23 protein-coding genes and 1 pseudogene are annotated in these 26849 nt (G+C 66.3%); 13 read left to right on the top strand and 11 right to left on the bottom strand.

Going from position 1 to position 26849, the window contains the following annotated elements; genetic code table 11:
* Positions 1–190: 190 nt before the first annotated feature.
* The 9 genes from zomB to ACV7NQ_RS17090 all read right to left on the bottom strand — a co-directional run bounded on the left by zomB (position 191) and on the right by ACV7NQ_RS17090 (position 10555).
* The gene (gene zomB, locus ACV7NQ_RS17130; protein ID WP_463365703.1) at positions 191–2131 is read right to left on the bottom strand and encodes a flagellar motor control protein ZomB; all 1941 of its coding nucleotides are present in this window, start codon (positions 2129–2131) and stop codon (positions 191–193) included.
* Between the two features lie 19 nt (positions 2132–2150).
* Complete coding sequence (locus tag ACV7NQ_RS17125) at positions 2151–3077, bottom strand: decaprenyl-phosphate phosphoribosyltransferase (protein WP_463360587.1); 927 nt, start codon at positions 3075–3077, stop codon at positions 2151–2153.
* 1 nt (position 3078) lies between these two features.
* On the bottom strand, positions 3079–3591 hold the full coding sequence (locus ACV7NQ_RS17120; RefSeq protein ID WP_463365702.1) for a phosphatase PAP2 family protein: 513 nt from the start codon (positions 3589–3591) through the stop codon (positions 3079–3081).
* 122 nt (positions 3592–3713) lie between these two features.
* Positions 3714–5654 (bottom strand): glycosyltransferase, encoded by a 1941-nt coding sequence (locus ACV7NQ_RS17115; protein WP_463360586.1) that lies wholly within the window; start codon positions 5652–5654, stop codon positions 3714–3716.
* Positions 5651–6883: a UDP-galactopyranose mutase gene (glf, locus tag ACV7NQ_RS17110; RefSeq protein ID WP_463360585.1), complete on the bottom strand. Its 1233-nt coding sequence runs from the start codon at positions 6881–6883 to the stop codon at positions 5651–5653. The genes ACV7NQ_RS17115 and glf overlap by 4 nt, the downstream gene beginning before the upstream one ends.
* Before the next feature lie 235 nt (positions 6884–7118).
* The gene (locus ACV7NQ_RS17105; protein WP_463360584.1) at positions 7119–7691 is read right to left on the bottom strand and encodes a hypothetical protein; all 573 of its coding nucleotides are present in this window, start codon (positions 7689–7691) and stop codon (positions 7119–7121) included.
* 99 nt (positions 7692–7790) lie between these two features.
* Entirely contained in the window at positions 7791–8564 is a 774-nt protein-coding gene (locus ACV7NQ_RS17100) for a MerR family transcriptional regulator (protein WP_463360583.1), read from the bottom strand.
* 84 nt (positions 8565–8648) lie between these two features.
* Positions 8649–9089, bottom strand: coding sequence for an EamA family transporter (locus ACV7NQ_RS17095; RefSeq protein WP_463360582.1), 441 nt, complete (start codon positions 9087–9089; stop codon positions 8649–8651).
* Between the two features lie 38 nt (positions 9090–9127).
* Positions 9128–10555: a SpoIID/LytB domain-containing protein gene (locus ACV7NQ_RS17090; protein ID WP_463360581.1), complete on the bottom strand. Its 1428-nt coding sequence runs from the start codon at positions 10553–10555 to the stop codon at positions 9128–9130.
* Positions 10556–10874: 319 nt separating this feature from the next.
* Here ACV7NQ_RS17090 and ACV7NQ_RS17085 point away from each other — a divergent pair, with 319 nt between their 5' ends.
* Positions 10875–13109 (top strand): N-acetylmuramoyl-L-alanine amidase, encoded by a 2235-nt coding sequence (locus tag ACV7NQ_RS17085; RefSeq protein WP_463360580.1) that lies wholly within the window; start codon positions 10875–10877, stop codon positions 13107–13109.
* Positions 13110–13303: 194 nt separating this feature from the next.
* Here the strand turns inward: ACV7NQ_RS17085 and ACV7NQ_RS17080 are convergent, their stop codons facing one another.
* On the bottom strand, positions 13304–14104 hold the full coding sequence (locus tag ACV7NQ_RS17080) for an HAD family hydrolase (RefSeq protein ID WP_463365701.1): 801 nt from the start codon (positions 14102–14104) through the stop codon (positions 13304–13306).
* A gap of 337 nt (positions 14105–14441) precedes the next feature.
* On the opposite strand from ACV7NQ_RS17080, the gene ACV7NQ_RS17075 reads away from it, so the two are divergent.
* The 7 genes from ACV7NQ_RS17075 (at position 14442) to ACV7NQ_RS17045 (ending at position 22524) form a co-directional block, all read left to right on the top strand.
* A complete protein-coding gene (locus ACV7NQ_RS17075) occupies positions 14442–15419 on the top strand; it encodes an ABC transporter permease (RefSeq protein WP_463360579.1) in 978 nt (325 codons plus the stop codon).
* A complete protein-coding gene (locus tag ACV7NQ_RS17070) occupies positions 15416–16336 on the top strand; it encodes an ABC transporter permease (RefSeq protein WP_463360578.1) in 921 nt (306 codons plus the stop codon). The genes ACV7NQ_RS17075 and ACV7NQ_RS17070 overlap by 4 nt, the downstream gene beginning before the upstream one ends.
* Entirely contained in the window at positions 16333–18183 is a 1851-nt protein-coding gene (locus tag ACV7NQ_RS17065; RefSeq protein WP_463360577.1) for a dipeptide ABC transporter ATP-binding protein, read from the top strand. Before ACV7NQ_RS17070 ends, ACV7NQ_RS17065 begins: the two co-directional genes overlap by 4 nt.
* A gap of 32 nt (positions 18184–18215) precedes the next feature.
* The gene (locus tag ACV7NQ_RS17060) at positions 18216–19925 is read left to right on the top strand and encodes an ABC transporter family substrate-binding protein (protein ID WP_463360576.1); all 1710 of its coding nucleotides are present in this window, start codon (positions 18216–18218) and stop codon (positions 19923–19925) included.
* Positions 19926–19957: 32 nt separating this feature from the next.
* Entirely contained in the window at positions 19958–21637 is a 1680-nt protein-coding gene (locus tag ACV7NQ_RS17055; RefSeq protein ID WP_463360575.1) for an ABC transporter family substrate-binding protein, read from the top strand.
* A 93-nt stretch (positions 21638–21730) separates the two neighbouring features.
* Positions 21731–21865: a hypothetical protein gene (locus tag ACV7NQ_RS17050; protein WP_463360574.1), complete on the top strand. Its 135-nt coding sequence runs from the start codon at positions 21731–21733 to the stop codon at positions 21863–21865.
* Positions 21862–22524, top strand: coding sequence for a hypothetical protein (locus tag ACV7NQ_RS17045; RefSeq protein ID WP_463360573.1), 663 nt, complete (start codon positions 21862–21864; stop codon positions 22522–22524). Before ACV7NQ_RS17050 ends, ACV7NQ_RS17045 begins: the two co-directional genes overlap by 4 nt.
* A 27-nt stretch (positions 22525–22551) precedes the next feature.
* Here the strand turns inward: ACV7NQ_RS17045 and ACV7NQ_RS17040 are convergent, their stop codons facing one another.
* Complete coding sequence (locus ACV7NQ_RS17040) at positions 22552–23109, bottom strand: Uma2 family endonuclease (RefSeq protein ID WP_463360572.1); 558 nt, start codon at positions 23107–23109, stop codon at positions 22552–22554.
* Between the two features lie 203 nt (positions 23110–23312).
* On the opposite strand from ACV7NQ_RS17040, the pseudogene ACV7NQ_RS17035 reads away from it, so the two are divergent.
* The 5 genes and pseudogenes from ACV7NQ_RS17035 to ACV7NQ_RS17015 form a co-directional block, all read left to right on the top strand.
* A pseudogene (locus ACV7NQ_RS17035) lies at positions 23313–23522 on the top strand (sterol desaturase family protein); the annotation flags it as partial.
* A 192-nt stretch (positions 23523–23714) separates the two neighbouring features.
* Positions 23715–23900 (top strand): hypothetical protein, encoded by a 186-nt coding sequence (locus ACV7NQ_RS17030; RefSeq protein ID WP_463360571.1) that lies wholly within the window; start codon positions 23715–23717, stop codon positions 23898–23900.
* Positions 23901–23971: 71 nt separating this feature from the next.
* Positions 23972–24190: a heavy-metal-associated domain-containing protein gene (locus ACV7NQ_RS17025; RefSeq protein WP_463360570.1), complete on the top strand. Its 219-nt coding sequence runs from the start codon at positions 23972–23974 to the stop codon at positions 24188–24190.
* 32 nt (positions 24191–24222) lie between these two features.
* Entirely contained in the window at positions 24223–24459 is a 237-nt protein-coding gene (locus tag ACV7NQ_RS17020; protein ID WP_463360569.1) for a DUF2613 family protein, read from the top strand.
* A 37-nt stretch (positions 24460–24496) separates the two neighbouring features.
* Positions 24497–26824, top strand: a complete 2328-nt coding sequence (locus tag ACV7NQ_RS17015) for a heavy metal translocating P-type ATPase (protein ID WP_463360568.1) — start codon at positions 24497–24499, stop codon at positions 26822–26824.
* The last annotated feature ends 25 nt before the right edge of the window (positions 26825–26849 follow it).

Genomic DNA, 26849 nt, shown 5'->3' with positions numbered 1-26849 from the left:
TGTCCAAATGGACGCCACCGACGGCATGCCTCCGCACCCTATCGCGTCATCGATACAGGGGCGTTATCAAAACGACATAAAGCGGCGTACGCCACTTTGCTCATGCAGTTCAGCGCAACTACTGGCCCACGGTGATTCGTGAGCCCAGTGTGACTGGATCCCGGCCCGCGCCGGGACGTCGTGGCAGCCCTCAACGTGGCGGCTGTGGGAAGGGATCGACCAGATTGCAGCGCTCGATCTCGTACTTCGGCACTCGGTCGATTCGGTACTTGGCGAACGTCAGGGCGTGGCGCAGGTTGTGCTTGAAGCGGTTCCAGGTGAGCGGGTCGCGATAGGAGATCATCAGCGCCTGGGTGTCCGGGCACGACAACGCGGTGCGGGCCTGGGTGACCCACTTCTCGTCCATGTACCACGGCAGCCACGGCTTCCGGTCCACCATGCCGGTGTCGACGACCACCCAGTCCGGGTACAGGTTCTTGTCATGGCCGATGCGGCCGTCGGTGAGCCGATCGGTGTGCGCGGCCAGCGGATAGGCCAGGCCCATCTGGTCGATCACCCGCACGTCCAGCGGGACGTTCATGCTCGTCATACCGAGGTTCAGGAAGTACACGGTGTGCCCGGCGCCGCCCTCGGGAATCGGCTGCGGCGGCGGCGCGATGTACCAGAACATGAACGACGGCGAGTTCATCAGCAGGCCGCCGTTGGGGGTCTCGGCGATGTTGTCGACCATAGCCCGGATGCGCGGGTAGTCCAGGTAGTCCTCGGCCAGGATGGGATGGTCGTGGCCGGTGTTGAGCACGTAGTAGATGCGCTCGTCGACGATGCCCGTCGAACTGATCTTGGTCCCGGTCTTGATGGCCGTTGTGTTCGCGGCGAACAAGGCCCAGCCCGCGGTGCCGACCAGCGCGAACAGGATCACCGCGAAGGACCAGTCCGCGGCCGACATCGACCGAAGACCACGCTCCGGCAATCGGATCGGCACCACCGCGACCGGCAGCAGCAGGCAGAACAGCTGCGGCAGCAGCATTCGGCCGTGCATGAAGTCGCCGCCGACGCGCAGCGTGTAGACAGTGAGGATGAACCCGCTGCCGAGCATGAGCGCGACCACCGCGCCCGGCGAGCGCAGCCATTTACGCACCCGGCGCACGCTCCAGCGGGGCTGCTCCTCGGGCGCGGCATGCCGACCGGCGGGCGCCGGCGCAGCGGGGTTCGCGGCGCGCGCCGCGACGACGCCCGCGGCAAGCAGCACCAGCAGCGGCACCCACAGGTAGTACGGACCGACCAGGTCCCACAGGTACTTGAAGCCCTGGCCCCATTTGGCGCCGCCCGCGTCCTTGGCGACGGCGGTGTTCGGGTAGGGCAGGCCGTAGTAACCCATCCGCCAGATCTGATAGCCGAGCGGGACGATCCCGGCGACCGCGACGATCAACGCGCGCAGCACAATCGGGCGCAATCGGGTCTGTGGCATCGGGGCGCAGAAGATCATCGCCAGTGCCAGCGCCCCGACCAGTGTCATCTCGGGGCGGATCAGCGGCGCGAGACCGGCGAGGAAAACCAACCCGAACTGGGCGGGCAGCCGCACCCGATCGGCCTGACTCCAGCGCATCAGTAGCCACCACAGCAGGCCGAGCCAGCAGATCACCAGACCGTTCTCCAGGCCGGAGGAGGCGTAATCGCGGGCCGGCGGAATCGCGATATAGACCAGCACACCGGCGGGCAGCAGCAGCGCCGACTTGGCGCCGCCCCACAGCCGGGCCGAACCCAGCATGGCGAAAACCACCGCGGCCATCGACACCGTCAGCGCGACCCCGAGGACCACGTACTCGAGCCGGGCCTGGGTGAGCCAGCTGAAGAACCAGACCAGGTAGGTCCAGGCCGTGCTGGTGTTGGTTTCGACGCGCTCGCCCTTGTTGAAGACCGGCCCGTTGCCCGCCAACAGGTTTCGCACCGTTCGCAATACGATGAGGCCGTCATCGGCGATCCAGCGCCGGTTCCAGGCGCCCGTCGCGAAGAGGACGACGGTGAGCGCGATCCCACCGACGAAGGTGGCTCGGGATAGCTTCGCGTGCCGCAACGCCGAGCGAGCCGGCCCTTCGGCCGGCTCGTGGTTGGCGTATTCCGGTCGCTCCACTCCCTTTACCAACGTCTCGTCAGGTGAGATAGACAGCGACACCCACCGCTCCGATCCAGGCGACTGCGAGGAACTGGAGGATGCGGTCCCCCAGCGCGATCTCTTCGGGTTCACCGGCCTCGCCGCCATCGACGTCCACCGCATAGCGCAGGATTGCGATGGTAAACGGAATCATCGAGAGTGCGAACCAGTTGGTGTGCTTCAGGTTGTCCTGTTGGAACGCCCAGAGCCCGTAGAACACCACCACCGCCGTCGCCGCGAGCGTCCAGATGAAACGCAGGTAGGTGGGCGTGTAGTACTCGAGCGACTTGCGGATCTTGGCGCCGGTCCCCAACGCGATCTGCAGTTCGGCGTAGCGCTTGCCCGCCGCCATGAACAGCGAACCGAAGGCCATGATCAGCAGGAACCACTGCGACAGATCAATATTCGCGGCCGCGCCACCGGCGACGGCGCGCAGCAGGAAGCCCGAGGACACGATGCAGATGTCCAGCACCGCCTGATGCTTGAGTCCGAGGCAGTAGGCCAGCTGGATGCCGATGTACACCGCCATCACGACGGCAAGATGCCAGGACGCGAGGAACGATCCGGCGATCGACGCGACCAGCAGCACCGCGGCCAGCATGTAGGCCAGGTTCACCTGGACGACGCCCGCGGCGATCGGCCGGAACCGCTTGGTCGGGTGCGCCCGGTCGGCTTCCACGTCGAGCGCGTCGTTGACGAGGTAGATGCCAGAGGCCGCCGTGCAGAACACCACGAAGGCGATCCCGACATGAGCGAGCACGTCCATCTCGGTGGCCGAACCCGCCGCCAGCGGCGCGGCAAGCACCAGGACGTTCTTGACCCACTGTCGCGGCCGAACGGCCTTGATCAACCCACCGGCCAACGTCTTGGGCGGCCCCTTGACGACGGCGTCGGCTAGGTCGGCGCCGGTCGGCTCTTCACTCATGTCAACCAAGGCTCTTTCTTGTGCGGTCACTATCGAGTCTCTTTTCGGCGGCAAGCACTATAGCGGCGGACGCGGCACCGAGCGCGGATCCGGCGAGCACGTCGGAGGGATAGTGCACCCCGAGCACGACTCGGGACAGCAACATCGGTGGAACGAGCACCGCAGGCAAGGGTAGCCCGGTCAGTTTCCCGAGCAACACCGCCGCCGCCGTGGTGGAGGTGGCGTGTGAGGACGGAAAGCTCAATTTGCTCGGTGTCGAGACATTGACCTGCACCGATGGATCGTTCGGGCGGGGACGCCGGACGATCCGCTTGATCACGATGGAGGCGGCGTGCGCACCGACGGCGCCGACCGCGACACCGGCCCACTGTCTGCGACGCGGCTTGTCGGCAACCCAGCCGACGGCGGCGATGCCGACCCAGCCGAGCGCGTGCTCACCGAAGTGCGACATGGCGCGGGCGGCCTTGACCACCTCGGGCTTGGCGCCGAGGGTGGCCTGCACCGCATTGATGATCGCGACCTCGGGCGGCGCGGGCCGGCTCGGCGTCGCCGAAACCGGGCCGCCGTGTCCGTTCGCGCTCTGCAATGGCGGGTTCACAGCGGTGCTGTCATCCGCCGCGGCGCCGGTTCCGAGACTCACTGCTGCTCACCTTTCGCGTCATTGCCGATGCCGAAGACCTTCTCCCAGGCCGCGGTGCTGGTCAGCTGCGGGTGGGCGGCGCGGTAGCGCTGCTGCATCTCCGGGAAGCGGGCGGCCAGCTCTTTGCGCAGGCGCATGGCCTCCTTGAACAGGCCGAGGGCTTGGCGTGGATCGCGCTTGCGGTAGACGACGCCGCGACCGTCGGCGGTGGTGACAGTGACGCCGTCGATTTGCGAGAGCAGGAACCAACGGGCGTCCAGCGTCGGCACATTCAACTGCGGACGCTCGTGGTGCTCGCTGTGTGCCGGGCGGAAGTTGTGCACGACGCCCTTGGCGAGGCGGACCACCTTGGCGATCGGGTTGGCCGGTTCGCCGACCGCGCCGACGCCGATGTGGCTGGCCAGCGGCAGCTCGGTGGACGAGGGCAGGATCACCGCGTCCGGGTACTGCTTGCGCAGTTCGTGCACCGCGCCGAGCGCGCTCGGCAGCAGCTGGAACAGTCGCTCCGGACCCGCGAGGAAGTCGCGGATGGCCAGATTCTGGATGGCGACCGTCGAATACTCCAGGCAGAGCAGGTGTTTCAGGGTCGCCTTGACCGTGTTCACCACCATGCCGCGGCCGTTGCCCGGCATGTGCAGCGAGGCGACGACCAAGCGGTTGCGCAGATGGAAGTACGCCTGCCAGTCGATGGCGTCGTCCTTGTCGCTCCACGCCATGTGCCACACCGCCGCGCCAGGCAGCGTCACCGTCGAGTATCCGTGATCGCGAGCGCGCAGACCGTATTCGACGTCGTCCCACTTTAGGAACAGCGGCAGCGGCTGGCCGATCTCCTCGGCGACCTGGCGCGGGATCACACAGGTCCACCAGCCGTTGAAGTCGACGTCTATGCGCCGGTGCAGCAGCTTGGAGTTGTCCCGATCCTTGAGCGGGTACTTCGAGAAGTCGTGGTCGTATTCGACATTCGGCGCGGAGGTCCACATGAAGATGCCGCGGTCGACGACCTCACCCATGCTGTGCAGGTGCGAGCGCTCCTGCAGGTTGAGCATCTGCCCGCCGACCAGCATGGGCGACTTGGCGAACCGGGCAAAGGCCAACGCGCGCAAAATCGAGTCGGGCTCGATCTCGATGTCATCGTCCATATAGACGATGTACTGGGCGTCGGTGGTATCGAGCGCCTCGTACATCACCCGGCTGTAGCCGCCGGAGCCGCCCAGGTTGGGCTGGTTGTGGATGGCGAGCCGGTCACCGAGCACGGCGGCGGCCTCGGCGAAGCCCGGTTCGTCGATCACCTTGCGGTTGCCCTGGTCCGGGATGATGACGGCCTTGATCTTCTCCAGCACCAGCGGGTCGGAGCCAAGGGCGCCAAGGGTTTTCACCGCATCGGTGGGCCGGTTGAAGGTGGGCATGCCGATCGCGAGGCTGCCGTCGCCGGGCGCCTCGATCGGGGCGTACCAACCGCCGGCCAGCAGCGTGACCGCCGTGTCGGTGGTGATGTCGAACCAGATCCAGCCGCCGTCCTCGAACGGGCCGAGATCGGTCTCGAACTCGACGTGCTCGGATTCGGCGCCAGGCGCGACTGCGAACTCCTTGCCCTGCACGTGGATTCGCGAACCGTCCGCCTTCGAGCGGTACACGTCGACGCGGCCGTGGCCGGCCAACTCCAGCCGCAGCACCACCGAGGGCAGGATGCTCCAGCGGCGCCAGTAGCTCGCGGGCAGCGCGTTGAAGTAGGTGCAGAACGACACCTCCGACTCCGCGCCCACCGCCAGCGAGGTGCGGGTGGTGGCGTGCGCGCGCCGGGCGTTGGTCGGCGACTCCTCGACGTAGAGGGTGCGCACGTCCAGCGGCTCACCCGGCCGGGGCAGGATGATGCGCTGCAGCAGCGACTTCGCGCGGGTTTCGGTGGTCATGTCTTCCAGGATCGATTGGGAGGTCATTCGTTGCTTTCATCCGAGAGCGGCTCGCCCGACTCCAAGTGCGGCCGCAGCACATTGTCGAACATGCTGAGCGCGCTTCCGATTGCCATGTGCATGTCAAGGTACTGGTACGTGCCGAGGCGACCGCCGAAAAGGACCTTCTCCGTTGCGGTTTCCTTCTTGGCCAGCGCGCGGTAGGCGGCGAGCTTGGCGCGGTCCTCCGGCGTATTGATCGGGTAGTACGGCTCGTCGCCGGTCTGCGCGAAGCGGGAGTACTCGCGCATGATCACGGTCTTGTCGTTCGGGTAGCCGTCGCGCTCCGGGTGGAAGTGGCGCGGCTCGATGATGCGGGTGTAGGGCACGTCCGCGTCGTTGTAGTTCATCACCGAGGTGCCCTGGTAGTCGCCGGTCGGCAGCACTTCGGTCTCGAAATCGATGGTGCGCCAGCCGAGTTCGCCCTCGCTGTAGTCGAAGTAGCGGTCCACCGGGCCGGTGTAGACGACCGGCGCGTCCGGGTTCTCGGCGCGGATCTGCTCGCACACGTCGAACCAGTCGGTGTTCAGCCGGACCTCGATGAGGTCGGAGCTGGCCATGTTCTCCAGCCACTTCGTGTAGCCCTGGGCGGGCAACCCCTCGTAGGTGTCGTTGAAGTAGCGGTTATCGAAGGTGTAGCGCACCGGCAGGCGGGTGATGTTGCCCGCGGGCAGTTCCTTGGGGTCGGTCTGCCACTGCTTGGCGGTGTAGTCGCGCACGAACGCCTCGTAGAGCGGGCGGCCGATCAGCGAGATCGCCTTCTCCTCGAGGTTCTGCGCGTCCTTGGTCTCGACCTCGGCGGCCTGCTCGGCGATCAGCGTGCGCGCCTCCTCCGGCGTGAAGTAGCGGCCGAAGAACTGGGAGATCAAACCGAGCCCCATCGGGAACTGGTATGCCTGCCCCTTGTGCATCGCGAAGACCCGGTGCTGGTAGCCGGTGAACTCGGTGAACTGGGTGACGTAATCCCACACCCGCTTGTTCGAGGTGTGAAACAGGTGCGCCCCGTACTTGTGCACCTCGATTCCGGTTTCCGGCTCCGGCTCTGAATAGGCGTTGCCGCCGAGGTGGTAGCGGCGATCGATCACCAGTACCCGTTTGCCAAGCAATTTGGCGGCGCGTTCGGCGACGGTCAGCCCGAAGAATCCGGAGCCGACGACGATCAGATCGAACTGTGAGGCGGAATTGGCGGAGTTACCCGGGGACGATGCGACGGTCACGGGAGCCCAGAGTATCGGAAGTCGTCGCGGTGTCCGGGTGGAGTGCGGTGCCAAGCCGTCGGAGGGCCGAGACGTCCTGTTCAGGCAGGTGATTTCGCGCCGGGGCCATCCGAATTTCGCCGCAAGTTTGCCGAAACGGCAACGCAGTCGCGATTACATGAGCACTTGAGCTGAGCGTCCGTCCGGTTTGTTGTCATCGTTTGATCCGCCAGCTGTGGCTCGTCGGCCGCGCGGTTTAATGGGTGGGAGCGTCCAGCAGGATGGTTCGGCGGCGAGGGCGGGTGGTTGCCCAGCGGGCGGCGTGGCGCGATGCGGCGGAGGCGAAGGTGGCCAGCGGGAGCACGGTGGCTATCAGGCTGTCGATCCAGTCTTGGTGGACGAGGGCGGTGAGGGTGCCGACCAGGCCGAAGGTCGACTTGGTGGCGTCGGCGGTGCGCGCGCCCTCGGTGAACCAGTGGATGCCGTAGCTGGATTCGTAGCCGGTGAGCGCACAGACCAGGGCCATGAGACCGAGGACGACCATCGAACCCGCGGCGACGATCACGGTGTAGCGACCCGTTTCGTCGCGGCGGAACAGCTGGATCGCGCCGTAGATCAACGCGAAGGCCAGCACCAGCGCGCCAAGGGTCGCGAAGATGGTGAGCGATCTGTCGTATTGGGCCGAGTTGCCGCGGAATGCGTTCAGCAGCACGCCAGCGCCGATCAGGTTGCTCGCTCCCGCGAGGAGGGCCAGTAGCCCGGCCGTCGTCGCCATCGCCGCGCTCGGTTCCGACGACGGGGCCACTCCCGGATTCACGTAGGCATCCACAGTGTTCGACCGTAGCCGGTGATCGGGTTCGGGACGAAGGCGCCCGCGTGTCACGTGACACGCGGGCGCCGAGCCTGTTTTCGACCGAGCCTGTTCCGGTTACTGGAGCCGGGTCTCGGCGTAGACCTTCATCGCGTCGCGCACGAATTCGGCCGTGCCCTTGCCGTGTACGTCGTAGTTCTTCGCAAAACGCGGGTCGGCGACGTACATTTCGCCGAGGCCTATCAGAGCTTCGGCCGTGACGGGGCGGCCCTGCCACCCCAGACCGATCCACTCCCGGTGGCGCTGGACGATGGCCTGGACCTCGTCGTCGTCCGGGGCAAGCCCGGCGGCATGTGCTCGACCGTAATCGGCCGCGACGTCGAGGTGCGTCTGGAAGTGCGCCTTCTTGTCGGCGTCGCTCATCGAACGCCACCAGCGGTCACCGCTTTCGTAGGCGTCCTTGCCCCAGCGTTCGATCACCTCATCCTTGTACTGAGTGTGGTCGAACCCGTCGAAAACTTCTGCTGCCATGAGTTGTTCACCTCGTTCCGTCTTGTGCAGCGTGGTGGTCACCGATTCGATCTGGCGCCGGATCCGATCCTGTTCCTGCCGAAGCAGTTCCAGGTGGGTGCGCAGCGCGGCGGCGGGGTCCTGTTCTCCGGCAAGAACTTCGGCGATGACCGGGAGGCCGAGGCCGAGTTCTCGCAGCAACAGGATGCGTTGCAGCCGCACCAGGGAGTTCTGGTCGTAATAGCGGTACCCGTTGGCGCCCATCCGGCTGGGCGGCAGCAGTCCTAGCTGCCCGTAGTAGCGCAGTGTTCGGCTGGTAGTGCCTGCCGCCTTGGCCAGATCCTGGATGGACCATTCGCCGTTGCGGGTTGTCGCTGTCATGATCTGTTCTCCCTTCTTTCTCGTCGGTGTTACCAGTTTGCAAGTTGACGCAACGTCAAGGTCAACACTTTTCTACGACAGTTTCTAGCAGAGGTAGCCACCGATGGCGCGGCCGTCGAACGCGGGCGGAGCACCCTCGATCAGGAAGGCCAACAGCGCGATGAACAGGCCGCCCGCGGTGAGCTGCCATCCGGTGATGGCGAGCGGACCGACACCTTCGGGGCGGCCCCAACGCTGAGTGAGCACGGTGCCCGCGGCCATGGTCCCGGCGCCGAGAAGTCCGGCGATGACGCCGACGGTATCGAGCTGCGCATTGGCGCGCAGTACCACCAGCGCCACCCCGAAGACGCCGACGAGGCCCGCGATCACCTTGCGCCCGTTCGGCTTCTCGGCGAGCACCACGGTAGCGAAGGCCAGCGCGAACATCGGCGCGACCGCGCCGAGTACACCGGCAACGCCGCCGGGCAGGCGGTAGGCGGCCAGGAACAGCAGCGGGAAGAACGCGCCGATATGGGGATCTGACACCGCACGACACGCTGCAGCGGCGTCGACATTCGGGCCCGCTAGCAGCAACCCTCAGGCAACGCCTCCCGATCGATCAGAGACGACCCCGGGTTGAGCCCGCCGGACGCGATTGCCGCGCCGGGGGTCGGTCGCGGGGTGGGAGTCGATGTCGTATTCGGTGCGACGGTGCCCGTGGTCGAGACGGCGCCAGCCGGCGGCGGGGTGCTGCCGGGCGTGGACTCATGGCTGGTCGTCTCCGGCACCAGCTCCATCAGCCTGCTGAAGTCGACGACCTGGGCTCCGAGGGTGGGCGTCGAGATGATGACACCGTTGGTGAACAGGCGATAGGTCCCAGCGTGTTGCGGCAGCGCCATCTCCGGCCCCATCGGCTGGCCGACCGAGCTGTTCGCGCCGCCGAGCCGCCGATATTCGACGTCGATCGGTGATTCGCCGACCATGGTCCTGGTGCGATCGGGTGCACCAGTCGACGGCGGCCCGGCACCCGGCGCCGGATCGCCGACGCCGAGTTCGCTTGGTGCGGAACCCAATTCGTTAGGTACCGGCCCCAAATCGCTCGGCGCCGGACCGACCGCGAAGGTGTAGATATCGGCGGGCTCGTCGCCATCGGGCGCGGCGGAATACTCCGAACGCAGGATCCGGCCATCACGAAGCAGCACAGTGCCCGCAGTGGCCATGACAGCGGCGGCGGCGCGTGGATCTTCCTTGGCGGTACCGGGATACACCTGGCAGTCGGCGGTGTCGCAGGTCTGCGTGTATGGATAACGGTGCTCGGCGAGCGCATACGAGCGCGCCGCGATCGCTTGGGCGCGAAGGGCTTCCGTCGCACCCTTGTCCGCCCAGTTGGCCTGCACCTCGGCCGGGACGACGCCGAGCAGATAATCCTCCACGTCGACGCGGTTGACGGTGCGGGCCGCCCCGTTCTCGGTCGCCACACCGAGCGCGCCCCGGTACGCCGAACCACCGCACAGGGTCAAGTGTTCGGCGGCGGGCCGGCCGGGTCCGGGGTCGACAGGGTAGACCCACGGGTCGTCGGTCGCCGACTGCCACAGCACCTCGCCGTCACAGCCGACGGTGACGACCACGTTCGCGCCACCGTCGGGCAGCGGGGTGAGGTGGGCGACCTGACCAGGCGAAAGCATTCGACCCGCGACCTGCCCCCCGGCGTCGGCGTAGGTGTCGAGGGTGGAGTCGTCCTGCGCGGTGAGCCGCACCGTCACGGTGGCCGGCGGAATCCGGCCCAGCGTCGCACCCGGGTAATAGTGGTCGAGAATGCGCTCGGCCACCCACCCGTCGCGCGCACTGTCGAACGCGCCGACCTGGCTCATCCCGCGACCGTGTCCCGGCCCGGCCGTCGGCCGATACACCGTCTCCCCCGGCCGGCCCCCGAAAGCGAGGACGCCGCCCGCGAGCAGCAGCGCGCCCCCGGTGACCAGCACCGGGCGGACCGAAATCGCGGAGCGCCCCATCCGACCGCGATACCCGCTGCGCAGGCGGGGTTTGCGCGGTCGGCTTTTCGCCTGCAATTGTCGTTCCCCCTGCGCTATTTCATTCCGGTGCCGCCTGCGTCGCATTGTTCACTCCCACGGTTTTCCAGGACCGGATCGGGTCGATACCTGTCGGCATGTCGTTACATCCGCACACAATCCGAGAGCTACATTCGAGCAATCACTCTATTCCTCTACCAGAGGTTTAGAATATGTGACAGTTGTGAACTAGTGTGGTCGTTGATGCATCAGGAAGCAAGCCTGACTCTTTGCACATGATCACCAGTTCGACTGAATGGAGATGCACGTGCCGTACCGCAAACCGAAACGTTCCTACGTACTCCCGGTTGTCACGACGCTCGCGGTAGCGGCCCCGCTCGCCACGTTCACGCTGAGCGACTCGATCGATTTCCGCTCGACCACTGATAGCGAGCTGGCTGCCGTACCCGCACAACTCGCGGAAATGGCCCTGGCCTCCGCACCCGACATCACGCTCCCACTGAAGGAGCTCACCGGCCTCAACCTGCCGGATCTGCACCTGTCCGATCTGCGCATGCTGCCGTCGCCGTCGTCGCTACCGATTCCCGATGGCATGCCGCTGCCGGGTAAGACCGGTCCCGGGCAGTCGCTGCCCAGCCGGGCGCCGACCGCGAGCTTCATCGCCGATCCCAGCCAGCTGGAACCCGGAACCACCCCGCAGACACCGGCATTGGCGCCCGGCGCCGTGCCGCCCGCGCTGACCAACCAGGTCGGGGCCCAGGTCAAGGAACTCAGCCGCGACACATCGTTCAGCGTCGTAGCGCTCACCGCGAGCGATCTGGTGGATACCAAGGCGATGGTCCGGGCCCGTCAACCCGACGGCACGTGGGGACCCTGGTACGACACCGAAGCGGTCGACACCCGCCGCGACGACCGCGCCGCGAACCCGCGGACCACCGGCACCGAACCGATCTATGTCGGCAACACGAAGTCGGTGCAGATCCTTGTCACCCGCAAGCCCACTGCGGCGACCGCGCCGGATCACGCGGGCAGTGCCCCCGTGCAACCCATCCCGGCCGCCGCCCGCTCCGACGATCCGGCCCAGATGAACGCGTCGGCGTTGACCGCCGTGCTCATCGATCCTGGCCGCAGCGCCATCGACGGCGCACTGTCCGATGTCGCCGCCGCACTGCCCGGCGACGGTCCGAACGTGATCAGCCGCGCCCAGTGGGGCGCCGACGAATCCATCCGGTGCGAGGAACCCACCTACGACGACGGACTCGGCGGCGTCACCGTGCATCACACCGCGGGACGCAACGATTACAGCAAGTCCGAGTCCGCAGGCATAGTCCGTGCGATCTACACCTATCACGCAAAGACGTTGGGCTGGTGCGACATCGGCTACAACGCATTGGTCGACAAGTACGGCCAGATCTTCGAGGGTCGCTTCGGCGGCCTGGACCGCCCGGTACAGGGCGCGCACGCGGGCGGGTTCAACGAGAACACCTCCGGCGTAGCGCTGATGGGTAATCACGAATCCCAGCCGCCGACCGACGAGGCGCTGGCCGCCGTCGGCAAGTTCGTCGGCTGGCGGACCAAGGTCGCGGGTCTGGACCCGAAGGGGTACACCACGATGTACTCCGAGGGCACCTCGTACACCCCCTACGCGAAGGGTGCGAGCGTCCGACTGCCGGTGGTGTTCGCGCACCGCGATGTCGGCAACACCGCCTGCCCCGGCGACGCCGCGTACGCACTGATGGATCGCATTCGCGATATCGCCGCGAGTAGCGGCGGACGGTTGGGCACCGCGCCGCAAGCCGGTGACCAACAGCAGTCCGGTCCGCGTGTGCAGACCGACCTGGCGGCCTTGGCAGCGCTGACGACCAAGCTGCTCGGGCTGGTGAACCAGAGCGGCATCGCCAAGTACTGGTCCGATACGGGTAGTTCGAATGGACCACTCGGCGTCGCGCAATCCGACCTACTGCCCGCCGCGCAGGGCCAGCAGTACGCCAAGTTCGCCAACGGCTACGTGTACTCCGCGCCGGATGGTCAGGTGTACGAGGTGCTCGGGCCGATCCTCGACCGCTTCCTGCAACTCGGCGCCGACGCGGGCGTCCTCGGCCTGCCGCTGAGCAACGCCTACCCGGTGCCCGACGGAGTGCGCTCGGACTTCCAGCACGGCTCGCTGGTCCTCAACCAGTTGACCGGCATCGTCACCACCGTCTGGAAGACCTACAACGAGACCTACCAGCAGCGAATGGGGCACAGCCCCAACGGTCAGGTCGCCGCCCCGGGCCCGGCTCCAGCCCACGGCGCTGCCCCCGCACCCGGAGCCGCAGCGGTTCCCGGCGGGGCCCCGGCACCCGGCGCCGCGGTAGCGCCGAGCGATGCACCTGCGCCCGGTGCTGCTCAGGCACCCGCCCCGGCACCAGAGCCTGCTCCAGCACCCGAACCCGCCGCACCCGAAGCTGTTCCAGCACCGGAGCAAGACCCCGCCGCACCCGAAGCTGTTCCAGCACCGGAGGAGCACGACCCCGCCGCTGCACCCGCAGCCTGAGATTGCCCTCGGCGGAAAACGAAGTGCGCCCCTGCCCTGTAGTCGGCAGGGGCGCAATCGTTGTGGATTTCGATCGGAGTGGCACCGCCGAGTCGACCTCGGCTACAACCGAATCCGACTCACAACCGGCAGAGGATCGGTCGACATCACGGGTTTGGCACCCCGAAGCGGTTTCGGGAGCAACCGAATCCGACTCACACCCACCAGCGTTCCAATACCTGCGCAACACCATCTTCGGAGTTCGCCGCGGTGACCTCGTTCGCGGCGGCGATCGCTTCCGCGTGTGCGTTCGCCATCGCGACTCCGTGACCGACCATGGCCAGCATCGGAACGTCGTTGGGCATATCGCCGAAGGCGATGATCGTCGAGTTCTCGACGCCGAGCCGCTGCGCCACCGAGGCCAGACCTGACGCCTTGGTGACGCCCGGGGCGGACAGCTCGATCAGGCCGTGGTCGGTCGAATAGGTGATGTCGGCGCGGTCGCCGATCAGCGGCGCCAGCACCGCGCGCATGTCCCCGCTTGCGGTGCCGCGTAGTCGGACCAGCATTTTGATCGCGGGCGCGTCGATCACCTCGCTGCGGGCGACGGCGGTGTCGTCCGGATTCAGCCAGGCGTGCTCGTATTCGGGGGAACTCACGAACTGCGGCGTCACCGCGTCGTGCGCACGCTCGCCGACCCGTTCGGCGGCGAGACCGCAGCCGGGCAGTGCGCGTTCGGCCAGATCGGCGATCCAGCCGAGGGTGTCCACGTCCAATGTCCTGCTGGCCAGCACCCGGTCGGTCGCGCTGTCGTAGATCACCGCCCCGTTGCCGCACACGCACAGCGGCGCATAGCCGAGGCCGTCGACCACCGGATCGATCCAGCGCGGTGGCCGTCCAGTGGCCAGCACGAACGGCACGCCGTCGGCGACCAAGGCATCGACGGCGGCCTTGGTCCGCGCGGTGACCCGCTCGTCGTGATCGATGAGGGTGCCATCGACATCGGTGGCAACCATCTTCGGTTTGGGCAGGCGCAGGCAAGTCACCTACGCCATCCTGCCCGAAAACGGTCTCGGGACGATCGCGATGCGTTTCACCGACTACCGTAAGGACTCCGGCGATGATCGCGGTGGCGCCATTGGGCGGCGGCGGGGCGGGATAGGGATCGTAACCACCTGGATACTGCGGGTAATTCACGTGTCCTACTAGCGTCGAGCAGCCCGGACGCACCTGTACCGACAGAATAGAGGACATGCCGTGCCCGCCGCGTGGTACGCACGTCCGCACACACGTCCTTATGATCAGGGCTAATACTCGACGCTGGCCCTGTCCAGCCGTAAGACCAGAGGACTGATGACCGGCTTCCTGCTACGACGCGCGCTGAATTATGTCGTGCTGTTGCTGCTGGCCTCGTTCCTGACGTTCAGCCTGGCATCGCTGACGTTTCGGCCGTTGGACAGTCTCGAACAGCGCAATCCCCGACCACCGCAGGCGGTGATCGATGCCAAAGCCGAGCAGCTGCATCTCAACGATCCGATCCCGCAGCGGTATGTGACCTGGTTGAAGGGCATCTCGCACGGCGACTTCGGCACCACGCTGGCGGGGCAGCCGGTCAGCGAGGAACTGCCTCGCCGGGTGGCGGTGAGTTTGCGACTGCTGATCGTCGGTTCACTGGTCGGCACCGTGCTCGGCGTGCTGATCGGTGCGGCCGGGGCGATCCGACAATACAAATTCAGTGATTACTTCACCACCGTCATCTCGCTGCTGGTCCTCAGCACGCCGGTGTTCCTGCTCGCCACCCTATTGAAATATGGCGCGCTGGAAGTCAATTCGCTGACCGGTTCGCAGATATTCCTCTATACCGGGGAAACCTCGGCCAACACGGTCAACGGCTTCTGGCCACAACTGCTCGACCGCCTCCAACATCTGGTGCTGCCGACGGCGGGCCTCGCGCTCGGCGGCATGGCCGGATACAGCCGCTATCAGCGCAACGCCATGCTCGACGTGCTGCAGAGCGACTTCATCCGCACCGCCCGCGCCAAGGGCCTCAGCCGCAGCAAGGCGCTGTACAAGCACGGCCTACGCACCGCACTGATCCCGATGGCCACGCTGTTCGCCTACAGTCTCGGCGGCCTCATCACGGGCGCGACGTTCACCGAGAAGATCTTCGGCTGGCACGGCGTCGGTGAGTGGCTGGTCGACTCGATCAACGCCCAGGACCTATATGTCGTGGTGACGGTGACGGCCTTCGCCGGACTGGTGGTGCTGGTGTCGGGCCTGCTCTCCGACATCGTGTACGCGATTCTCGACCCCAGGGTGCGTGTGGGATGACCGAAGCCGAGATCATCGTCCAGGGTGCGCCGGAGATCACCGGCTCGGGCCGGCGCAAACTCGTCTGGCGGCGCTTCCTGCGCAATAAGCCCGCGATCGGCGGCGCGGTGGTGCTGATCGTGTTGTTCGTCGCCAGTTTCGCGTTGCCGCCGCTGCTCACCTACGACTATCAGCAGCTGGATTACACCGCGCTGCTGAAACCGCCGAGCCCCAAGCACCCGTTCGGCACCACCCAGATCGGCCAGGACGTGCTCGCGCAAACGCTGCGCGGCCTGCAGAAATCGCTCGTCATCGGCGTCTGCGTCGCGCTGTTCTCCACCGCCATCGCCGCCACCGCGGGCTCGGTGGCCGGACTACTCGGCGGCTGGACCGACCGGGCGATCATGTGGTTCGTCGACCTGCTGCTTGTGGTGCCGAGCTTCATCATCATCGCGCTGTTCGCGCCGCGCACGAAGGGCAGCGGATCCATCGTGCTGCTGATCGTGCTGCTCGCCGCGTTCGGCTGGATGATCAGCGCGCGCATCGTGCGCGGGCTGACGCTGAGCCTGCGCGATCGCGAATTCGTCAAGGCCGCACGGTATATGGGAGCACCGACGCGCACCGTGATCCTCAGCCACATCATTCCGAATATCGCCTCGATCCTGATCATCGACACCACGCTGAGCGTCGGCGCCGCGATCATGGCCGAAACCGGTCTGAGCTTCCTCGGTTTCGGTGTGCAGCCGCCCGATGTGTCGCTCGGCTCGCTGATCGCGGCAGGCACCAAGTCGGCGCTGACCTACCCCTGGCTGTTCCTGTTCGCCGGTGGCCTGTTGATCATCACGGTGCTGAGCGCGAACCTGGTCGGTGACGGATGGCGCGACGCCTTCGATCCGGGCGCCAAGCGGGCCCGTTCGCGGAAGAAAGCAAAGGCATGACGGGAGCAAATTCGACCGCGCCACTGCTCGAGGTCACCGATCTGCGGGTGTCCTTCCCCAGCGAGGAGGGTCGCATCGACGCGGTGCGCGGGGTGAACTACACCGTGTCCGACGGTGAGGTGCTCGCCATCGTCGGCGAATCCGGTTCGGGCAAGTCGGTGTCGGCGCTGGCGGTCATCGGGCTGCTGCCGGAGCAAGCCCGCATCAACGGATCCATCCGGTTGCGCGGGCGCGAGCTGCTCGGCCTCGGTGATCGCCAAATGTCCAAGCTGCGTGGCAGTTCCATCAGCATGGTGTTCCAGGACCCGCTCTCGGCGCTGACCCCGGTGTATCGGGTCGGCGAGCAGGTCGCCGAGGCGCTGCTCGCGCACGGCAACGTGGGCAAGAAGGAAGCCGCCGACAAGGCGGTGGAGCTGCTGGATCTGGTGGGCATCGCGGATCCAGCGGTGCGCGCCAAGATGTTTCCGCACGAGTTCTCCGGCGGTATGCGCCAGCGCGTGGTCATCGCGATGGCCATCGCCAACGATCCGGCGCTGATCATCTGCGACGAGCCGACCACCGCGCTCGATGTGACGGTGCAGAAACAGATCCTGAACCTGTTGCGCAAGGCGCGCGACATCACCGGTGCGGGCGTCATCATGATCACCCACGACATGGGTATCGCCGCCACCCTCGCCGACCGGGTCGCGGTGATGTACGCGGGCAAGATCGTCGAAACCGCCACCACCACCGAGCTTTTCAACGCGCCGCGGATACCTTACACGGTGGGTCTGCTCGGCTCCATCCCGCGCATCGACGCCCCCGCCAGGACCCCGCTCATCCCGATCGTCGGCGCACCGCCCGCCATGCACTCGCTGCCGCCGGGCTGCTCGTTCGCGCCGCGCTGCCCGATCGCGATCGACGACTGCCGGGCGGCCGAACCGCCGTTGGAGAAGACCAATCCCGGCCACTCCGCCGCCTGCATCCGCACCGCGGAACTAGGTCCGACCGAACTGTTCGAGGCCTACCGGCACGAGATTTCGGAACCGGAAGCCGAGGCTGCCACCGAAGACCGGGTGGTGCTGAAGGTTTCGGAGCTGGTGAAGACCTTCCCGATCACCTCGGGTGTGGTGTTCCGCCGCCGCAAGGGCGAGGTGCGCGCGGTCGACGGCATCAGCTTCGAGGTCCGCGCGGGGCGCACGCTGGCGCTGGTCGGCGAGTCCGGTTCCGGGAAATCGACCACGCTCACCCAGATTCTCGACCTGGTCACGCCCGAATCCGGCAGCATCGAAATCCTGGGCAGTGAGGTCGCCACCCTGACCAAGGTGCGCAAGCGCGAGATCCGCAGGAAGATGCAGATCGTCTTCCAGGATCCCACCGCGTCGCTGGACCCGCGGCTGCCGATCTTCGACGCGCTGGCCGAGCCGCTACGCATCGACGGCCGCCCGCGCGCCGAAATCGACCGCCGGGTACCGGCACTGCTCGAACAGGTCGGCCTGCGCCCGGAACACTCCGATCGCTACCCCGCCGATTTCTCCGGCGGGCAGAAGCAACGCATCAGCATCGCCCGCGCCCTGGCGCTGGACCCGGAACTGCTCGTACTCGACGAACCGGTGTCCTCGCTGGACGTGTCGATCCAGGCCGGTGTGCTCAACCTGCTGCGCGACCTGCAGATCGAGCGCGGCCTGTCCTATCTGTTCGTCTCGCACGACCTGTCGGTGGTGCGCAACCTGGCCCACGACATAGCGGTGATGTATCGCGGCAAGATCGTCGAATCCGGTCCTGCCGAACAGATTTTCGCCGATCCGCGCAATGAGTACACCAGGGCGCTGATCGACGCGGTGCCGGTTCCGGTCGTCAGCCGGTAGCAGTCGTCAGCCGGGGAGCAAGGGAGAGCGCAATGCGGGTCCGATCGAGCCGAGCCCGGCTGGGCTCACCCCGAATGACCGCAATGCGGTGGGCCGCTCCGGTAGTCGCGATCGGGCTGATCGCGACCGGCTGCGGCTCCAACGACACCGAGTCGGCAACGGGATTGTCGGACGCGCTCGGCACGACCAGCGATATCAACCCGAAGAGCGCCGACCGGCTGCGCGAGGGCGGCAACCTGCGCCTGGCGACGACCACATTCCCGGCGAACTGGAACACCCTGTCCAACGACGGCAACGACGCCGAGATCGCCGACATCGAACGACCGATGATGCCGCGTTCCTTCGATACCGATGCGTCGGGCCAGCTTTCGCGCAACAAGGACTATTTCACCGATATCGCGCTGACCAATACCAATCCGCAGCAGGTCACCTACACCATCAACCCGAAGGCCGTCTGGTCCGACGGCAACCCCATCACCTGGGAGGATCTCCGATCCGAGGCCAACGCGCTCAGCGGCGCCGACAAGCGCTTCCTGATCGCGATCACCAATGGCTTCGAATTCGTGGACAAGGTGGAGCGCGGCGTCGACGACCGGCAGGCAATCCTCACCTTCAAGCATCCCTATGCGGAGTGGCGTGGCCAGTTCGCGGGCAACTCGGCGCTGTATCCGAAATCCGTGACCGCCGATCCGGATTCGTTCAACCACAGCCTGGTCGACGCCATGGGTCCGAGCGCGGGGCCGTTCATCGTCGCGTCCACCGACCGTTCGCAGGGCCGAATCGTGCTGGGCCGCAATCCGAAATGGTGGGGCGACACCCCGAAGCTCGACACCATCATCTACAGCGTGCTCGACCATCCGGCCTGGGTTGGGGCATTGCAAAACAACGAACTCGACCTGGTCCGGCTCAACACGATCGACGAGGTCAAGACGGTGCGCAACACCCAGGGACTGGCCTTGCGGCGCGCACCGGGTAACCTTTGGCGGCACATCACTTTCAACGGCGCACCGGGTTCCATCCTGGCCGATCCACACCTGCGCGTCGCTATTTCGAAGGCCATCGACCGGCAAGGCATTGCAACCGCGACCCAGAACGGCCTGGTCGAGAATCCGAAGCCGTTGAACAGTCACGTTTTCCTGCAGGGTCAGGAAGGCTACCGCGACAACAGCCTCGGTTACGACCCCACCGCGGCGGCGCGCGAACTCGACGCACTCGGCTGGAAACGCAACGGCGACGTGCGGGAGAAGGACGGACGCAAGCTGGTCATCCGCGACGTTATGTACAACGACCCGCTGTGGGTGCAGATCGCCCAGATCATCCAGCAGAATCTCGCCCAGATCGGCGTCGAGCTGACCATCGATACCAAGCCGGGCGCGGGGTATTTCACCGATGTCATCCAGCCCGGTGACTTCGACGCCGCGCAATTCATCTTCCAGGGTGACGCGTTCCCGCTCGGCAGCATTCGACAGATCTACCGCTACGACCCGAACGATCTGCAGGGCAACTACGGCCGCATCGGCTCACCGGAACTCAACGACCTGATCGATCGCACGCTCTCGGAACTGGATCCGAAGAAGGCGATCGAGCTGGCCAACGAGGTGGATCGCAAGGTGTTCGAGGAGGGCCATTCTCTGCCGCTCACCCAATCCGACGGTAGCTTCGGTGTGCGCGCGAATCTCGCCAATATCGGCTCACCGGGACTTGCGTCCTATGACTACACCAAAATCGGCTTCCTGAAGTAACTGCGCAGCATCCCTGCGGAAAGGAGCGGACCATGCGGATTCGTTCACTGACAACTCGACTGGCCATTCCATTGGTCGTGGTCGGATTGATTGTGGCAGGATGCGGCTCGAACGAGGACGCTGCGCCACACGGCGCCACCGCCGCGCTCGGTACGACCAACGACATCAATCCGATGGATGTCAGTCAACTGCGTGACGGCGGCAATCTGCGCCTCGCAATCAGTTCGCTTCCGCAGAACTGGAACTCTCTGCACAACGACGGAAACGACGGCGACACCGGCGGTATCGAACGGCCGATCATGCCGCGAGCGTTCACCACCAATGCGGCAGGCGAACTCTCGGTCAATACCGATTACTTCACCGATGTCGCGCTGACCGCCGCCGAACCGCAGCAGGTCACCTACACGATCAACCCGAAGGCCGTCTGGTCCGACGGCAGCCCGATCACCTGGGAGGACATCAAGTCCCAGGCCAATGCGCTCAGCGGGGCCGACAAAGCCTTCCTGATCGCCAACAACAGTGGCTTCGACCGGGTGGAGAAAGTCGAACGCGGCGTCAACGACCGGCAGGCCGTCATTACGTTCAAGAAGCACTACGCCGACTGGCGTGGACAATTCGCGGGCAACAGCTTCCTGGTCCCCAAGTCGGTGACCGCGACACCCGAAACCTTCAACAAGAGCGAACTCGACGGCATCACACTCACCGCGGGACCATTCGTGGTCCAGTCCGTGGACCGGGCCCAGGGCCGGGTGGTGCTCGGCCAGAATCCCAAGTGGTGGGGCGCCAAGCCGAAACTCGACACCATCACCTTCAGCGTGCTGGACAATTCCGCGATGCTGCCCGCCTTGCAGAACAACGAGATCGACGCGGTGGGCCTGGCCAGCAGGGATGAATTGAAGACGGCGACGAACACACCCGGTATCGCGATCCGGCGCGCACCGGGTAATAGTTGGTCGCACTTCACCTTCAACGGTGCGCCCGGCTCGATTCTCGCCGACCCGGGTCTGCGTGTGGCGATCTCGAAGGCGATCGACCGGCAGGGTATCGCGACCGCCATCCAGAACGGTCTCGTCGAGAATCCGAAGCCGCTCAACAACCACGTCTACCTGCAGGGTCAGGACGGATACCGGGACAACAGCCTCGGTTTCGATCCCGCCGCGGCCGCCAGGGAACTGGATGCACTCGGCTGGAAGCTCAATGGTGACGTCCGCGAAAAGGACGGCCGCAAGCTGGAAATCCGCGACGTGATGTACAACCAGGACGTCTGGGTGCAGATGGCGCAGATCATCCAGCAGAACCTCGCCCAGATCGGCGTCAAGATGACCATCGAGACCAAGCCGGGCACCGGCTTTTTCACCGATGTGATCATGCCGGGCAATTTCGACGTCGCGCAGTGGACGTGGCTGGGCGATCCGTTCCCGCTGAGCGGCCTGGTCCAGATCTACGGCTACAACCCGAACGATCTGCAGGGCAACTACGGCCGCGTCGGTTCGCCGGAACTCAACGACCTGATCGAGCAGACGATCTCGGAGCTCGACCCGAAGAAGGCAATCGAGCTGGCCAACCAGGTCGATCGCAAGGTGTTCGAAGAGGGACACTCGCTGCCGCTGATGCAGTCGCCTGGCAATGTCGCCGTCCGCGCCAGCCTCGCGAACTACGGCGCCACCGGGCTGGCATCCTACGACTACACCAAGATCGGCTTCCTGAAGTGATGTTCGGGTTGTCATCCGCGAACAGGAAGGACCATCCATGAGGCTTCACTCGATCCCGACAAGGCGATCACCCTGGCCAACCAGTGCGACCAGATGATCTTCGCCGAGGGCTATTCGATCCCGCTCCAGCAGGCGTCGGGCACCTACGCGGTCCGCGACAACCTCGCCAACTACGGCGCCTTCGGCCTCGCCTCGCCCGACTACACCAAAGTCGGCTTCCTGAAGTGAGTTTTGGACCGGGCCACCCGCTGGCGTATCCGGTCACCGTGACGATCGGCGCCCTCGCGATATGCCTCGCCTGGGCGCCGTTCGCCGATCCGGACCAAATCGCCGCGCTGGCAACGGTGGCGCTGGGGATCATCGGGTACACGGCCTACCGATTGAGCATGGCGCTGGGCCGACTGTCGAACGGATTGACCGGCAGCGCAAGAACTGTCGGGATCAAGCGCGTGCGCCAGGAGCACCGCCTGCTCAGCCGAACCTGGCTGGAAATCAGCGGTACCGGCCGCCCCCGTTGGCTCCCCGTCTATTTCGACCCGGCCCTGCTCACCCTCACCGAAGCCGAAGGCGAGATGACAGATCGCGCCGTGCACGCCGACGGCCTCCACCTATACCCCTCCGGTCGCATCCGCGATTCCGAGCCCCCCGGCCGCCTCATCGACAACCCCTCCCGCCCCGACCCCGACGCCCCCGCCATCGCCACCAACTCAACCCGCCCAACTCGCCGCCTCCTGCTCGACGCCCAATCCACCGTCGCCGCCCCCTTCATCGCCCTGATGTGGGTCTATGTCGCCGACGGCGGCTTCCCCGCCTTCATCGCCGCCACCTGCATAGCCGCCGCCGCCACCACCTGGCTCTCCGCCATCCGCGGCTCCGACCCCAGCTGACGCATCGACACCTACACGTGGTGGCGCTCAGAGGAATTCGCTGGTGTCCAAATCGAAATCGAACGGCTCAGGCAGACGCAGGCAGACGCCGAACTTCGCCGAAGCAGTGTGCAGATAGCGACCTTCGGCCGGTGCCCAGAAAACGGTCACCTCGGATCGGTGGCGGTCGACAAGCAGGTACGACGGAAGGCCGGCCTGGGCGTAGGCGTCGCGCTTCTCGATCCGGTCGACGTGTGCATCGGATTCCCGCCCGGAGGTTATTTCGACAACCATCAACACGCCGGATGGATCAGACCAGGACGGTTGGCCGCGAAAGTAGCCGCGGGGCGCGACGGCGCCGTCGACACGAGCTCTGCCCGCGCGGTATGCCGGAATCTCGAGGCCACGCTCATGCATCAGCCGAAGATCCGGGCACTGGGACCGGATCTGGTCTCCGATTGATGCCGCGTACTCGTCGTGGTCGCCATCAGGAGCCGGTACCACGTAGATCCTTCCGTTGATCAGTTCGACGCTGACTTCCTCGGATGACGCACGCTCCAGCACCTCGAACTCCGCGAGGCTCACGTCGGTGTCCATGATGCTCATAAGCCAAGAATAACGGCCGATGTCCGTTCCGCATTCACGCTGCGATTGATCAAAGCGAGGACCTGGCATCCGATTGGGGCGGCCGTAGCCTCGTTTGCCCCTGGCGTTGGTGTCCTGCAGACCTTCGGTGCCGCCGCATGGGCATTGTGGAGTCCTTGCCGCGCTCGGGTCGGTCCATCGAACAATGTGAGCAAGGTGCTCATTGGACCCACTACCTGATCCACACCGACTACAAGCCGAAACGCTCGCTCTACCGCGCGGTGTGGCGCAACCACCGCCGCCATCACTACAAGAACGAGCACTACTGGTTCACCGTCACCACCTCCGGCACCGCCGACCGCCTCTTCGGCACCCACCCGGACCCGGCGAACGTCACCGCCTCCCCGACAGCCCGCCGCCTACATTCCGTCTGACGGCATCGAAGACTCGTCTCGAGACGGGTGCCGAATCGCAGGCGCGACGAAACACTGAACCCCTGGCCGCTGATCGCCGGATCGCGGCGAGAGCCCGGTCCCGACGATCACCGATCGCCAGGCCCGGGCTTTCGCCGTTTCCGGACATGCCGCCGGCCAGACGCCCGCGCTGCTCGGTGATCCGAATCCGCGGTGGTGATCGCCCCACGGGTGATGCAACGCTTCGGCGCCAAGCCGATGATCGTGACGGGTCTGCTGGTGCTCGGTATCGGACTGGGGATCATGTCGCGGGCGACCGGGAACTTCTGGATCGATGTACTGCCCGCCTCACTGGTGACCGCGGGCGGCATGTCGCCTGCGTTTCTCGAAACTGTTTGACAATGTACCCTAGGGGGGTATGGTAAGAACTGAATCGGCGCACCGCCGTCATCGCCAGGAGGAGAGACCAGATGAGCACCGCAGCCACCACCGCCACTGTCACCGTCGCCGGAATGACCTGTGGCTGCTGCGTCAACTCGGTCAGCACGGAGGTCGGCCGGATCGACCGCGTCACCACTGCCGACGTCGATCTCGCCAGCGGCACGGTGACCGTCGGCAGCTCGGCCCCGGTCGAGTTGAGCGCGATCGCCGCGGCCGTCGACCAGGCCGGTTACAAGATCGCCGACTGACCGCAGCCCTTACGACAAAACGGAGCATCCCGATGAACGCATCAAGCAAGTTCGCCGGCTTCGCCCTCGGTCTCGCAGCGGTCTTCGGGATCGCTCTGGCCGTCGGCGCCACGCTCGGCCCGGAACCCACCCAGCCGACCGCGCACGATGCGATGGCACACGAGGAAGAGCCCGCCGCCAAGGGCGGCCCACGCCCGGGCGAAGTAACCGAGCAACCAACCACCGGCGAGCAGCAGGTCGTCCATGCCGCCGAACCCGCGCAGAGATAGTCGAACCCCACCCATGCCGCAGAGAAAGGAACTCACGATGACCACCGCGACACAATCATCCGCCACCGGTCAGGTCGAATTGGTGATCGGCGGCATGACCTGCGCGTCCTGCGCCAATCGCATCGAGAAGAAGCTGAACAAGCTCGACGGCGTCACCGCGACCGTGAACTACGCGACCGAGAAGGCGCGGGTCGACTTCGGTGGTGACATCTCGCCGCAGGAGCTGATCGCGACCGTCGAACAGGCCGGTTACACCGCAGCGCTACCTGCGCCGAAGACTGAGACACCCACGGAAACCACTGCGGGCGAGCCGGATCCGACAGCCTTGCTACGGACGCGGCTGCTGGTCTCGCTGGTGCTGACCGTGCCGGTGATCGCCATGGCGATGGTGCCCGCGTTGCAGTTCACCAACTGGCAGTGGCTGTCGCTGACGCTAGCCGCGCCGGTGGTGGTGTGGGGCGCGCTCCCCTTCCACAGGGCGGCGTGGACCAACCTGCGGCACGGTACCGCCACCATGGACACCCTGGTGTCGATGGGAACCCTTGCGGCACTGGGTTGGTCGCTGTACGCGCTGTTCTGGGGAACCGCCGGGACGCCGGGCATGAAGCACCCGTTCGAGTTCACCATCTCGCGGATGGACGGCACCGGCAGCATCTACCTCGAGGCCGCCGCCGGCGTCACCACCTTCATCCTGGCCGGACGCTTCTTCGAGGCTCGCTCCAAGCGGCGGGCCGGTGCGGCGCTACGGGCGCTGCTGGAACTCGGCGCCAAGGAGGTTTCGGTGCTGCGCCGTGAGAGCGACGGGCCCGGAGGAGGCAGCGTGCGTAACCACGCAGGGCCCCGGGAGCACGGCAATAGATACAGCGGGACCGAGCAGCGAATTCCGGTCGAGCAGTTGGCTGTTGGCGACCAGTTCGTGGTGCGACCCGGTGAGAAGATCGCCACCGACGGCGTGGTGGTCGAGGGTTCCTCGGCGGTCGACGCCTCGATGCTGACCGGGGAATCGGTGCCGGTCGAGGTCGGTCCCGAGGACACGGTGGTCGGCGCGACGGTCAATGTCGGCGGGCGGATCGTGGTGCGCGCCACCCGGATCGGGTCCGACACACAGCTGGCGCAGATGGCGCAGCTGGTCGAGGACGCCCAGACCGGTAAAGCGCAGGCCCAGCGGCTGGCCGACAAGATCTCCGGGATCTTCGTGCCGATCGTGATCGCGCTGTCGGTCGCGACGCTCGGATTCTGGCTCGGCACCGGCGGGTCCATCGCAGCGGCCTTTACCGCCGCGGTTGCGGTGCTGATCATCGCCTGCCCCTGCGCCCTCGGACTGGCCACCCCGACCGCACTGATGGTGGGCACCGGTCGCGGTGCGCAGCTCGGCATCCTGATCAAAGGTCCCGAGGTGCTGGAATCGACCCGGCGGGTGGACACCGTGGTGCTGGACAAGACCGGCACCGTCACCACCGGCAAGATGACCCTGCTGGATGTCGTCCCGGCCGACGGCGAGGACACCGGTGAGATCCTGGCACTGGCCGGGGCACTGGAGGATTCGTCGGAACACCCGATCGCGCAGGCCATCGCCAAGGGTGCCCGCGACAAGGTCGGCGACCTGCGGCCGGTCGAGGGCTTCGCGAATATCGAAGGCCTCGGCGTGCAGGGCGTGGTGGACGGCCACGCGGTGATCGTCGGACGCGCCCGGCTGCTCGCCGATTGGTCCCAGCACCTCGACGCCGACCTGGAGCAGGCGATGCACGCGGCCGAAGCCGAAGGCAAGACCGCGGTCGCGGTGGGCTGGGACGGCACGGCGCGCGGCGTGCTCGTTGTCGCTGATGCGGTGAAAGCCACCTCCGCCGAAGCGATCTCGCAGCTGCGCACCCTGGGCCTGACCCCGATCATGCTGACCGGCGACAACGCCGTCGCGGCCCGCACCATTGCCGACGAGGTCGGCATCGATGAGGTGATCGCGGAGGTGTTGCCGCAGGGCAAGGTGGATGTGGTCAAGCGACTGCAGGCCGAAGGCAAGGTGGTCGCCATGGTCGGCGACGGCGTCAACGACGCTGCTGCACTGGCCCAGGCCGATCTCGGACTGGCCATGGGCACCGGCACCGACGTCGCCATCGAGGCCAGCGACCTGACCCTGGTGCGTGGCGACCTGCGCGCCGCCGCCGACGCGATCCGCCTGTCTCGCAAGACCTTGGGCACCATCAAGGGCAACCTGTTCTGGGCCTTCGCCTACAACGTGGCGGCCATCCCGCTCGCGATGGCCGGTCTGCTGAACCCGATGCTCGCCGGCGCGGCGATGGCGTTCTCCTCGGTCTTCGTGGTCAGCAACAGCCTGCGCCTGCGCAGCTTCCGCGCAGGCGCGAGGTAAATCGTCATGGCGGCGCCGGATTCGT

Source organism: Nocardia sp. Tas62D01, assembly GCF_055232035.1.
This window is presented reverse-complemented; position numbering and strand designations above follow the sequence as displayed.